This is a genomic window from Nocardia sp. NPDC006630, assembly GCF_040611495.1.
Lineage (GTDB): Bacteria > Actinomycetota > Actinomycetes > Mycobacteriales > Mycobacteriaceae > Nocardia.
In genome coordinates this window covers 590,178-602,486 of sequence record NZ_JBEXOK010000002.1, presented here as the reverse complement: position 1 = coordinate 602,486, position 12,309 = coordinate 590,178, and the positions used below count along the sequence as shown (strand labels likewise).

Here is a 12,309-nt window from a genome sequence, read left to right as displayed (position 1 = left end):
CGGCGCGGTGTAGTGGAAGGCGCGCCGCCCGCGGCCTTTACGATGAGCCGTGATGAGCACTCACTCCCGCCGCCAGCTGACCGATGCCCCCCTCCTCGTCGCCGCCACCGGTGGCGTCCCGCATCGTCGTCCGGTGTGGTTCATGCGCCAGGCAGGCCGTTCCCTGCCCGAGTACCGCGAACTGCGCGTCGGGGTCGGCATGCTGGAATCCTGTTTCAATCCGGAGCTGGTGTGCGAGATCACCATGCAGCCGGTCCGCCGCCACGACGTGGACGCGGCAATCCTGTTCTCCGACATCGTGGTTCCGCTCAAGGCAGCGGGCATCGACCTCGACATAGTCGCCGGCGTCGGCCCCGTCGTGGCCAACCCGATCCGCACCACCGCCGACGTGCACGCCCTCCCGCGCCTGCGCGCGGAGGAGGTCGGCGCGGTCACCGCCGGCATCGGCCTGCTGCTCGACGCACTGGACCGCACCCCCCTCATCGGCTTCGCCGGAGCCCCCTTCACCCTCGCCTCCTACCTGGTCGAGGGCGGCCCCAGCAAGAACCACGAGCGCACCAAGGCGATGATGCTCTCTGATCCCGAGACCTGGCACCAGCTGCTCGGCGTCCTCACCGACATCACCATCGAATTCCTGCAAGCGCAGATCGCCGCCGGAGTCGACGCGATCCAACTCTTCGACTCCTGGGCCGGCGCCCTGACCCTCGCCCAGTACCGCGAGTACGTCCTCCCGCACTCCGAACGAGTCTTCGCCGAAGTAGCCTCCGCCGGCATCCCCCGCATCCACTTCGGCGTCGGCACCGGCGAACTGCTCGGCGCCATGGGTGAAGCCGGCGCCGACGTCGTAGGCGTCGACTGGCGCGTCCCACTCACCGACGCCGTCCGCCGCGTCGGCCCCGGAAAAGCGTTGCAGGGCAACCTGGATCCCGCCGTCCTGTTCGCCGGATCCGCCGCGGTCGAATCCGAGGTCCGGCGAATTGCACACGAGGCCGACGAGGCAATCACATTGGGCGCCACCGGGCACATCTTCAATCTCGGGCACGGAGTGCTGCCGAATACGGATCCGACGGTAATCACCGAAACGGTGAAGTTGATTCACAGCCTGCCCGCGCCGCTCTGAATCGGTTAGAGGGCGAAAAGAACAAAAGATAAAGACGCCTGGACAAGAAGAAGAGAAAACAACAAAAGAACAAAACAAGAAAAGAGCAACGGCACGAAAGAGGCTGGTCGGTTCGCCAGTCTGAATATCCTGATATCACAACATGATTCGCCTTTCCCGGCCTATGCTGCGGCGGTAGAATAGGGGTATGAATTCAGGGGGAGAATCCGCGAATACCGACAGTGCCCGCGCACTGTCGGTGGCGGTCGATCACCTCCTGAACGCGTCCTTGGTTCCGTTGCAGGATGATGAATTCATCGCCCTCATGCGGGAAGTGGAGACCTGCACGCGCAAGCTCGAAGCAGTCAAAACCCGTTTCGTCGTGGAAACCACCAGCCGTGGGTTGGCTCAGCGTGGTGGTGTCCCGTCTGCGAAGGTGTTCCTGCGTCAAACCCTCGGCATCTCCCGCGCCGATGCCGCCTCCCGGGTCAGTATCGCGGTAGAGACCGGGCCGCGCATCGTCTCCGGTGTCGAACTCGAACCGACCCTCGCGCATGTGGCTCAGGCGCATCGTGACGGGGTGATCGGTGTCGATCATGTGCGTCGGATCATGACGGTGATGAACCGGTTGCCCGGCAGCCTCGACCTGGACGTGCGTGAAGCCACGGAGTTGCAGTTGACCGAATTCGCGCCCACCGGGTACCCCGAAGGGCTGCCCGTCATGGGCGAAGTCCTGCTCGCAGGCCTCGACCCGGACGGTTCGTTGAGTTCCGACGCCGACCGCGAACGCATGCGCGGACTCACCCTCGGTGCCGAACGCGCCGATGGGATGTCGCCGTGGAACGGGGAGATCAACCGCAAACTGCGCTCGGTCCTCGAGCCGATGTTCGCGAAACTGGCCCGTCCCGGTATGTGCAATCCGAAGGACCCTGACAGCCCGTGGGTGTCCGATCACAAGCTCAGTGCGCAGAAGTTGGCGGCGTGTGTCGAGCGTGATACCCGTACTCCGGCGCAGCGTAATCATGATGCGTTGCTGGCGTTTCTGCGGCCGGAGTTCGGTGGCCCGGCGAAGCTGGGTAAGCATCGGGGTCTGCCGGTGTCTGTGATCGTGACGATGAGCGTGAGCGATCTGGAAGCCGAAGCCGGTGTGGCGACGAAGGCTTCGGGTGGGATCGTGTCGATCCCGGAGGCTCTGGAGTTGGCGGTGAAGTCGAACAAGTATCTGGCGGTGTTGAATCCGGTGGGGTTGCCGCTGTATTTGGGTCGGGGTGAGCGCTCGGCGGATCTGGAGCACCTCCGCAGCTCCTCGGGTATCGAGAGCGGCCTCGCGTGTGAGTCCCGTTCGGGGAGCCTCGATTCCGGCGCTCGCTCCGCGAGCCCCGAGCCTGTTTCGCAGGCAGGCGGTTCCGATCTCGACCTGTGCTTGTTCGGCGACGAGGGTGATTGCGTGTCGGCGAGCTTCAGCGACGGGCCTGGCCCTGCCGGTCCCGAGTTCGGTTCACGTCCGGCCGGTTCCAGCAATGGCTTCCGCTCGACCGGCACCGAGTGCGAGTCCGGCTCGGCCACCCTCGACCACGACTCCCACTCCTCGGGTATCGAGCGGTGCACTGAGCGCGAGTCCCGTTCGGGGAGCGTTGATCCCGGAGATCACGGCGCTCGTTCCGTCAGTGCCGAGCCTGGTTCACGGGCAAGCGGTTCCGGCCACGACCTGTTCTTGTTCGACACCGAGCGCGAGTCCCGCTCGGCCACCCTCGACCACGACTCCCACTCCTCGGGTACCGAGCTGAGTACCGAGCGTAAGTTTGGGTCGGTGAGCCTCGGCGCGGGCACTCGGCCTGCGTGTTTGGTGTTCGGTCCGCGAACGTTCGGTGGCGACCGGATTCCTCGGTTGGCCAGTGCCGCGCAACGATTGGCACTCATCGCTTCGGAGAAGGGTTGCACCCGGCCCGGGTGTGACGCCCCGGCGACGATGTGCGCGGTGCACCACATCACCGAGTGGAGCAACGGCGGGCCTACCGATATCGACAACCTCACCCTGGCGTGCGATCACTGCCATGCGCAGGTTCATGACGGGCCGGGAGGGTGGAAAACCGTGGTCATAGGACCGGATTCGGAGTTCGCGGGGCGGACCGGGTGGATCGGGCCCCCGCACATCAACCCGACCGGGGAACCACAGGTCAACCACCTGCATCACCCGCTCGAGCTGAAAGCTGCTGCCCTGGCACGGATCCGGGACCGCAACGAGCGGGAACTACAGCGCTACCGACAGTAGGTCTGCCACCTACCCGCTACACCTGTTCCACCGCCGGGGTTCGTTCCCGTCGGTGCTACAGGTCGTTGCGCGGGTGGGTGTTTCGGGTTCTCGGTCTTCGGGTTCTCGGTCTTTCGGGTTTGTCTTTTCGGGTTTCGTCTCTGAAACCGGACCACAGCCGGTCACCCCGTCGGGACCGCAGGTTCCTCCCCTGCTGGGGAGCCAAGGTCGGGTACCCCACCCGAGGTCACCAGCACGGCTATCTCGGGCCCTGCCCGCACCCGGTGACCCAACACCGCCCCTCGACGCAACCAACCCAGGTGCACCGGCTTGCCTCGGCCTCGAATCTCTCCCCCGAAGCGAGCAACACACCACCCTTCTCTCCGCTGTTCCTCCGCCAGTGACGGACCCAGCTGATCACCCCACACAAGACCGCAGGTTCCTCCTGACTGGGAGCCGAGGTCAGGTTCGTCTCCCCGGGTTTCCATAGTTCTTCTTGTTCTGCGTGACACCGGGAGCAACACCGGACACAGCTCACACCGCCCGCGAAGGTAGGTTGCAAACAGCGGAACAGCCCATACGAACGAGGAGTGATCAATGCGGATCGCAGTAGTCGGCGGCGGCATCAGCGGCCTCGTGGCGGCCTACCGCCTCCGCAAAGCCCTGGGCCCTACCGCCGAGCTGATCCTCCTCGATCGCCGCAACCGCCTCGGCGGCATCCTCCGCACCACGGACATCGAAGGCGATCCCGTCGACCTCGGAGCCGAGGCTTTTGTAGGCCGCCGCCCCGAAATCCCCCAGCTGATGCGGGAATTGGGCATCGCGGATCAGCTGGTGCACCCCGCGGGTCGCCGCCCTCTGGTCTGGTCTGAAGGTGTTCCCCACCCCTTGCCGGGGAACACCCTCATGGGCATCCCGGCATCTCCCGAGGCTATGTCCGGCCTGGTGGACGCCGAAACGATCGCCCGCATTGCCGCCGAACCGAACAGGCCACTGACCTGGGAGCGCGGCAGCGATATCTCTGTCGGCGCCCTGGTCGCCGACAGGTTCGGTGAGCAGGTGGTTCGCCGGAGCGTCGATCCGCTACTGGGCGGTGTCTATGCCGGTACCGCAGGCTCGATCGGAGTCCGCGCAGCTCTCCCCACCCTGGCCGCAGCACTGGACGCCGGGGCACGCAGTCTCTCGCAAGCGGTCACCGGCGCTCTTCCACCGCCGTCTGACACCCCTGTCTTTGGTGGAATCCGCGACGGCTACCGCGTACTGCTCGATGCCCTCCGCGCCGCCGCCGACGTGAAGGTCGAAACCGATACTCCCGTAACGCGACTCACGCGCACCACCACAGGCTGGCAGCTCGACCCGATCGGCGCGGTCGATGCCGTAGTCCTGGCCACCCCCGCCCCCGTGACTGCCGAGCTGCTGCGAGAGGTCGCCCCGGAAGCCGCCGAGCTGACGGCCGGAATCGAATTGTCCTCGTCTGCGGTAGTGGCGCTGGCACTCCCGCAGGACACCGCACTCCCCGACAACTCAGGAATTCTCGTAGCCACCGGTGAATCGTTGCGCGCCAAGGCATTCACCCTGTCCAGCCGCAAATGGCCCCACCTGGCCGCCCGCGAGGTAGCCCTGGTACGCGCCTCCTTCGGCCGCTTCGGCGACGATTCGATGCTGTCCTGGCAGGACGAGGAACTGATCCAGGCCGCCGTCGAAGACCTGACCACGGTGACGGGCGCCGACATCAATCCGGTGAGCGCGGTAGTGCAACGGTGGCCGGGCGGCCTGCCGCAGTACGCACCAGGCCACACCGCGCGCATCACCGAACTCCGCGCTGCCACAGCCGATCTCGACGGCCTGGCACTGGCCGGAGCGTATCTCAACGGCGTAGGCGTCCCGGCATGCGCAGCCTCCGGCACCGCCGCCGCCACCCGCATCGCCGAGCGACTGACCTGACCTTCCAGGGCCCACCGCCCGATCGGATCGGCTCACTGCCCAGCCGGATGAGCTCACTGCCCGACCCCGACCACCCCAACGGCACCATTTCCCATGCAATGGGCTCTACCCTAGTCCCATGTGTTTGGGCTGTGCCCGAGACATTTTCACCGCTCGATCGGCACGGTCCAGGCTGATCGGCGTGCGGGCCAGCGGTCTGACTCTGCAGCAGGCGGTGCGTTATCCCGCCAGGTCGGACGGATCGGTGTTCGCGCCGCACACCACTACGGCCACCCGCTCGTCCGGTTCGGGCACATAGGCTCCCGACCGCAGTGCCGCCAGCGCGGTTCCCGCCGCATGCTCGACCGCGAGTCTGCGGTCATCCCACAGGAATTGGCGTGCCGCGATGATCTGCTCATCCGTCACCAGTACCGACCGCACGTCACACTCGGCGGCTACCGCGATCGCCATTTCGCTGGTGCGCCGCGCACCCAGTGAGTCTGCGCCGATGGAGTCGATCGGCACATCCACCGGATGTCCTGCTGCCAGACCGGCATTGAAGGCCCGGCAGTACTCGGGTTCGACAGCGATCACCCGAATTCCATGGTGTGCAGCAGCTGTCGCCACCCCGGTCAGCAGCCCGCCGCCGCCCACCGCGACGACGACCGTATCGGTATCGGGCGCCTGCGCGACGATCTCCTCCAGCAGCGTCCCCGCTCCGGCGGCGATGTACGGATCGTCGTAAGCGTGTGATCGCAGCGCTCCCGTTGCCGCAGCGTATCTTTCGCATTCGGCAGCGGCATCGGCGTACGACTCTCCACCCGACATGACCTGTGCCCCCAGCGCCCGCAGCCGCGAAACCTTCACCGGCGGTGCGGAGTCGGGCAGGAATACCGTGGCCGCCGAATCGACCATCCGCGCGGCCCACGCGCAGGCGACGCCGGCATTACCGCCCGAGGCGATGGTCACCCCGACCCGCGGCAGCAACCCCCGTTCCCGGTGCGCCAGCATGAAATTCACCGCACCACGCGCCTTGAAACTGCCGGAGTACTGGAGATGTTCGAGTGCCAGTCGCCACTGCCGGCCCGGGCCCGCTTCGCTCGGGGTGAGCACGACCGGTCGCACATGTCCCGATATGCGGTCGGTGGCCGCCTTCACGTCGGCGTAAGTCGGATGCACTGCACTTCCTTCGCTGGATCGGTTCGGGCGGGTTGCGGTGGCGGATAATTACACTGTAACTTACGCTGGTTTCATGCCACGGACCTCGAAGACGCTCGAGCAGGCGACCCCGGAGGCGATTGCGCGCGCCGGGTTGGCGATCATCGAATCCCGCGGTGCGGCGCAGCTGAGTTTCCGTGCCATCGCGTCCTATCTGAAGGTCTCGCACACCACGGTGGTACGCCGCGGCGGTGGCGATCTGAACGGTCTGCTCGACCTGCTCGCGGATCATCTCGCCGCCGATCTGCCCGATGTCGCCCCGGGCTCCCTGCCTTGGGCGCAGGCCACCGAGCAGCGTTTCTGCGCCTGGTACACCCTGATCGCCGCCCATCCGGTGCTCGTACTGCTGCGCGAACGGCGCCCCCTGCTCGGCCCCCGCCTCCTGGCTCGATTGACCGAACCACAAGTGGCCGACAATCTTTCGCTCGGTCTCAGCGTGACCGATGCCCTCCGAGCGTATCGGGAGATGTACCTGTTCACGCTCGGTTGCGCCGCACTGGTCGAACACACGGATCTGAAAGCCGTTCAGCTGCGCACCCGTACGCACCTCGCCGCCTTGGATCCGGACGAATATCCGCTGCTCTCAGCGCATATGAACGCGGTCGCGGACGCCGTCACCTCCGAGGACCCGTTCCGCGACGGCCTGCGCCGCCTCATCGACTCCTGGGCCGCGACCGCGCGCTGAGCCTGTCCGAATCCGGCGGGTCCGCCGCTTCCCCCGGTGCGGGCGAATGGCACGATGGGGGTATGGCGCGACTCGACTACAAGTCCCTGAACGACACCATCCGCTATCTCATGTTCTCGGTGTTCCAGGTGGAGCCCGGTGTGCTGGGGGAGGATCGGGCGGCTGCCATCAAGGAGGCCCGGGCCTTCTTCGATTCGCTGGAAGAGCGCGGGGTGGTGGTGCGCGGGCTGTACGACGTGGCCGGTATGCGCGCCGACGCCGATTTCATGATCTGGTGGCACGCCGAGCGGATCGAGGATCTGCAGGCCGCCTACTCCGATTTCCGCCGCGTCACCGAGCTCGGTTCGGTCTCGAACCCGGTGTGGAGCAATGCCGCCCTGCACCGCCCGGCGGAGTTCAACAAGAGCCATCTGCCGGCATTCCTCACCGGCGAGGAGCCGGGCAACTACATCTGCGTGTACCCGTTCGTGCGCTCCTACGACTGGTACCTGCTCCCCGATGAGGAGCGTCGCAAGATGCTGGCCGATCACGGTAAGGCCGCCCGCGGCTACCCGGATGTGCGCGCCAATACGGTGGCCTCGTTCGCCCTCGGCGACTACGAGTGGATCCTCGCCTTCGAGGCCCCGGAACTGCACCGCATCGTCGATCTCATGCGCGACCTGCGTGCCACCGAGGCCAGGTTGCATGTGCGCGAAGAGGTCCCGTTCTTCACGGGCCCGCGCGTCGAGGTCGAGCAGCTCATCGCCGCTCTGCCGTAAACAGTTATCGGTCGCCCGGGCCGCTGCCCGGAAAATTTGGGGCATGCACGAAACCGTGTATGCCCCATAGTGTTTCTACGACTAGCTTGTTGCGCTGTCCGAGGGGTGCAAACGCAGCGAGATGGAGTTGATGCAGTACCGCTTGTCCGTGGGCGTGGGGTAACCCTCGCCCTCGAACACGTGGCCCAGATGGCTGTGGCAATTGGCGCACAGCACTTCCACGCGGTGCGCACCGAGCGAATCGTCGGCGCGCAGGATGACCGCCTCCGACTTCGCCGGATCGAAGAACGACGGCCACCCGCAGTGCGAATGGAATTTCTCACCGCTGCGGAACAATTCGGCCCCGCAGGCCCGGCACTCGTAGATGCCGTCGGTTTCGGTATCGGTGTATTCGCCGGTGTACGCGCGTTCGGTGCCGGCCTCCCGCAGGACGCGGTATTCGTCCGGGCTCAGCTTGGCCCGCCACTCCTGCGGCGTGAGCTGAATGCGCGGTGCCGGTAGCGAGGTATCAGCGTCGGAACTCATGGCTCCACGCTAATACCTCGCCTGCGAGCATGTCCCGCTCAGGTTGTGACGGTCTCCGGAACAGCGTGCCGGGCATGCCCGTTGTGCACGCTGGCCTGGTCGGCCGGGGCCGGCTCGGGATGCATCCAGGCGGGATCGAGCGTCTTGCCGACCTCCAGCCGCCCCTCGCGCCGCGCGGCCAGATAGCGGTCGCCCAGCACGCAGAACGCGACTATGAGCAGCAGCCCCCACCCGAAGGTGATGCGCAGGTATTCCAGATCTCGCCCGATGCTCTGCCAGCGATCCGAAAGCCACTTGTCGTAGGACATGAACCCGAATACCGCCACCCACGCCGGCCAGTTCCGCATCACCGAATTGCGTTGCACCACGGTCATGATCATCGGGATCAGGAACATCGAGTAGTACATCTGCCCCAGCGAGCCGAGCAGCATGGTGCCGCCGAAGAGAATGCCCGAGGCGGTGCAGATGAAGAAGACCTCGTCCTCGCGGTAGTACCGGTACAGCAGCCACAGCGAGATCAGCACCATCACGCCGAGGACGATGCGGATGGTCCAGGTCAGCCACTCCGCGACGCCGTAGTACATGGCATTGCCGACGATCGCGCTGTTGAAGTAGTCCCGGGACTCGGCCAGGTACGGCAGCGTATGGCTCCAGAATCGCCCGTAGTCCACGATCAGCGGCCACGCGAGCAGGTTGAGCACCACCGGGATGCCCAGCGCGGTGATGAACACCTTCCACTGCCCGCGCACCAGCGGGATCAGCAGCAGCGGGGCGATCAGTGGGCCCTTCACCGCTATCGCCAATCCCAATGCCACACCGGCCCACAGATCCCGGCGTTTGAGCAGCAGGTGGATGAACGCGACCATCGCCATCAGCAGACAGCCATCGATGTTCGTGAAGACCAGTGTGTTGATCACCGTCTCCGACATGAACATGGCCAGCAGCAGCGCCGGTGCGGCAACCGAATTCAGCGTGAAGTTGAACAGCTTCAGCAGCAGATACCAGGCCACCAGAATGGCGATCGCATTGATCAGGATGAAGCACCAGCGGGACTTCTCCGGATCGATGATCGCCAGCGGCGCGATCATGAGCGTGCCGCTCGGCGGATACAGGTAGTGCGGGTCGGTCGAGTTGAAGTTCTCGGCGTAGATCGCCCGATGGTTCAGGAACGCCAGCGAAGCGTTGTACACGGGCTTGAAGTCATCGGTGATCGTCACATTGACGGCCTTGATGAAGACCCGATGCAGCACAGTCAGGACCGCTAACGGCCACAGAGCGAAGTTCAGGACCTCGGCGGTGGTGCGAGCGGTGCGGGGCTCGAGCTGGCGAAGGAACACTCGGGCACGGTACACCGAATACCCCGGTCACGGTTGCGCGGACCCGCCGCGACGGGCCCCGCCAAATGTTGGCGGGTCGTCTCGTTCCGGAGTGGTTGCCGAGTAGAACCAGCTAGGCCGGGCAGGCCGTGCCGTCGTCGGGCAGCGTCGCATCTTTCAGGTAGTCGGTGACAGCCTGCTGAACACACCCGGAGTGCGCGAAGGCCGGGTGCCCCCAGCCCTGCCATTCCACGGTGGAGGTGCGCGCCCCGGCCGCGCCGAGCACACCGGTGACGGTGGGCCTGCTGTCGACTCCGGCGACCGGATCGGCGTCGCCGCCGACCACGAGCACGGGTCGATCGAACTTGTCCGGCATGGCGATCGCATTGGCACTCGGCCAGGCCGAGCAATCCATCAGATCGATGGCGGCGAACCTGCCGAACACCGTGTACTTGCCCGCCCACTGGCTCTCGAGCTCTTTGGCGCGGACCGGGGTGGTGGGTTGCAGATTGTCACTGCAGCGATTCACGAATTCGCCGTCATTGTCGACGGCCGCGGTCTGGCGCAGCACGATCGGTGTAATGGGTCCGCGATCCCCGCGCCCGAGAGCCGCCAGCGCATCGGCGAATTCGGTCAGCTGCGCGTTCTGCAGCGTGCGCGGATCACTGAGGAAGCCGTTGAGCGTGGTGACCAGCGCCGACGCGGACAGATCCCCGAATTCGCCATTGCCGGCCCGATTGACCAGCGTGACGATGGCGGCATGCGGATCGCTGCCCAGCGAACAGTTCAGCGCCGCACAGCGTTGCGCGAAGCCGGTCAGTGCCGCCTCGGCCCCGCGCACCTGCTGTTCGCTGCGCCCGATGGCGTCCAGACCGACCGCCTGCGGCGAATCGAGCACCACCCGGCCGAGGTGATCGCCGTACTTGTGCGCATAACTGAGCGCGACCGTCGCACCACTGCCGGTGCCCATGAGCGCGATGTGATCGACCTGCCAGGCCTTGCGCAGCTGGTCGATATCGTCGGCGGCGTGCGCGGCATCGAAGGTGCCCTGCGCGGGGGAGAGGAAGTCCAGGCACGCGATGGTGGCGTCCTGACTGGCCTTGGCCACCGCATCGACCGGATCGGTTGTGCCGCGCGTGAATTGGCCCTGATCGGTGATCGCCTTGCGAATATCGTCGGTCAGGCAGCTGACCGGCTGCGAACTGCCGATACCGCGCCGGTCGATGGCCACGATGGGCCGCGCCGCCAGCAGCGCCCCGGCCGGACTGGCCGCGAGACCCGCCAGCGTGGCGGTGGAGGCCCGGTCGTACCCGGACGTCAGCACCAGCGGCACGGCATCTTTCGGCGTCCGGTCGTAGCGGGCGCGCATGGCCGCGGTGCGGAAATTACCGCCGACCGCACCGGCGGCATCGACCTCGGTGCTGAATTCGGCGCAGTCGAGAATGAGACCCTGCGGCGGTGTGCCCAGCGACAGCAGGCTGAAGGTGGGCGCGGTGCAGTCGTGCCACGCGAGATCGGTCTTGGGCAGTTCGGGTGCGGGCGGCGCGGGTGGACCCGAGGCGGTGGTCGCCGCGACCCCCGCTTGGTGGGGATGTTCCACGGCGACGGCGGGCCGGTCGGAGGGCCCGGCGCCACAGCCGGTGGTCACCAGGATCGAAAGTGTGGACGCCAGCAGAGCGGCCCGAGTCCAGCGCATGCGGTACAGCCTGCCAGGTCCGGCGTCCGGTTTCAGCTACAGGGTGTGATGGGCGACCCAGCGCGTCAGGATGGTGCCGTCGTCGTCGAAGAGCAGATGACGGCAAGTCATGGGCGTGGGCATGGCATTGGGGGACACGGCGATTCGCCGCTCCGTCCCCGCGACCAGCATCGGAGACAGTGTGAGGCACAGTTCGTCGACGGCCTGGGCGACGATGAGATCACCGAAGAGCGCGGGCCCGCCCTCGCACAGAACCCGTCTCATCTCGAGTTCCTCCAGGGCGTTGCGCAGCCCTTCGGCGGTGACACTGGTCTCGCCTGCTTCGATCACCTGGCCGCCCGCAGCGGTGATCGCCCGCTTGCGGCCGGCGGGCGCGGCGGCGGTGGTCAGCACGATCGGCCGCGCACCGGTGTCGGTGAACAGCCGGCTGGTCGGATCGAGATCGGCGGAGGCGGTCACCACCGCGATGCGCGGCGCCGCCCCGGTCGGATCGCCGCCGAAGCCGTGATGGTGCAGCCGCATGCGCAGCTGTGAATCCGTATGTGCCGCACCGTAATTCTCCGAGCGTGCGGTGCCCGCGCCGACCACCACCACATCGGCCAGATCGCGCAGGATCTGGAAGACCTTCTTATCGGCGGGCGTCCCCAGGCCGCCGGAGCGGCCGTCGATGGTGACCGCCCCGTCGATACTGGTGACGAAGTTGACCCGAATCCACGGCGCCGCGGGCCCGGCCGGGTACGCGTACAGCGCCAGCAGGTCGTCGTGGTTGAGTTCTGTGAGCTGGATCGCATTGGGCATACGCTGCATGAGAACCGATTCCACCACGTAACTACGCTGT

General features: G+C 66.4%; 9 protein-coding genes and 2 pseudogenes. 6 read left to right on the top strand and 5 right to left on the bottom strand.

The genetic code is table 11. From position 1 onward, the window contains the following. Window positions 1–52 precede the first annotated feature (52 nt). From hemE to ABZX86_RS07245, 4 genes and pseudogenes are all read left to right on the top strand, one after another. Window positions 53–1,120 (top strand): uroporphyrinogen decarboxylase, encoded by a 1,068-nt coding sequence (gene hemE / locus ABZX86_RS07260; protein WP_355120939.1) that lies wholly within the window; start codon window positions 53–55, stop codon window positions 1,118–1,120. Between the two features lie 187 nt (window positions 1,121–1,307). After that, window positions 1,308–2,369, top strand: a pseudogene (locus tag ABZX86_RS07255) (DUF222 domain-containing protein); the annotation flags it as partial. A 615-nt stretch (window positions 2,370–2,984) separates the two neighbouring features. Further along, window positions 2,985–3,371: pseudogene (locus tag ABZX86_RS07250) on the top strand (HNH endonuclease signature motif containing protein); the annotation flags it as partial. A gap of 576 nt (window positions 3,372–3,947) precedes the next feature. Then, complete coding sequence (locus tag ABZX86_RS07245) at window positions 3,948–5,294, top strand: protoporphyrinogen oxidase (protein ID WP_355120937.1); 1,347 nt, start codon at window positions 3,948–3,950, stop codon at window positions 5,292–5,294. Window positions 5,295–5,513: 219 nt separating this feature from the next. On the opposite strand, the gene ABZX86_RS07240 is transcribed toward ABZX86_RS07245, so the two are convergent. Next, window positions 5,514–6,452, bottom strand: coding sequence for a threonine/serine dehydratase (locus tag ABZX86_RS07240; RefSeq protein WP_355120935.1), 939 nt, complete (start codon window positions 6,450–6,452; stop codon window positions 5,514–5,516). A gap of 73 nt (window positions 6,453–6,525) precedes the next feature. On the opposite strand from ABZX86_RS07240, the gene ABZX86_RS07235 reads away from it, so the two are divergent. Together ABZX86_RS07235 and hemQ are read left to right on the top strand one after the other, a co-directional pair. Further along, entirely contained in the window at window positions 6,526–7,176 is a 651-nt protein-coding gene (locus ABZX86_RS07235; protein WP_355120934.1) for a TetR/AcrR family transcriptional regulator C-terminal domain-containing protein, read from the top strand. Window positions 7,177–7,238: 62 nt separating this feature from the next. After that, window positions 7,239–7,934 carry a hydrogen peroxide-dependent heme synthase gene (gene hemQ, locus ABZX86_RS07230; RefSeq protein WP_297609242.1) on the top strand — a complete coding sequence of 232 codons (696 nt, stop codon included), beginning with the start codon at window positions 7,239–7,241 and terminating at the stop codon, window positions 7,932–7,934. A gap of 81 nt (window positions 7,935–8,015) precedes the next feature. Here the strand turns inward: hemQ and msrB are convergent, their stop codons facing one another. From msrB to ABZX86_RS07210, 4 genes are all read right to left on the bottom strand, one after another. Beyond that, window positions 8,016–8,459 carry a peptide-methionine (R)-S-oxide reductase MsrB gene (msrB, locus tag ABZX86_RS07225; RefSeq protein WP_355120931.1) on the bottom strand — a complete coding sequence of 148 codons (444 nt, stop codon included), beginning with the start codon at window positions 8,457–8,459 and terminating at the stop codon, window positions 8,016–8,018. Between the two features lie 38 nt (window positions 8,460–8,497). Further along, complete coding sequence (locus ABZX86_RS07220) at window positions 8,498–9,796, bottom strand: glycosyltransferase family 87 protein (protein WP_355120929.1); 1,299 nt, start codon at window positions 9,794–9,796, stop codon at window positions 8,498–8,500. 112 nt (window positions 9,797–9,908) lie between these two features. After that, window positions 9,909–11,471: an alpha/beta fold hydrolase gene (locus tag ABZX86_RS07215; protein ID WP_355120927.1), complete on the bottom strand. Its 1,563-nt coding sequence runs from the start codon at window positions 11,469–11,471 to the stop codon at window positions 9,909–9,911. 36 nt (window positions 11,472–11,507) lie between these two features. Next, window positions 11,508–12,278 (bottom strand): pyrimidine reductase family protein, encoded by a 771-nt coding sequence (locus ABZX86_RS07210; RefSeq protein WP_355121307.1) that lies wholly within the window; start codon window positions 12,276–12,278, stop codon window positions 11,508–11,510. Window positions 12,279–12,309: the final 31 nt, after the last annotated feature.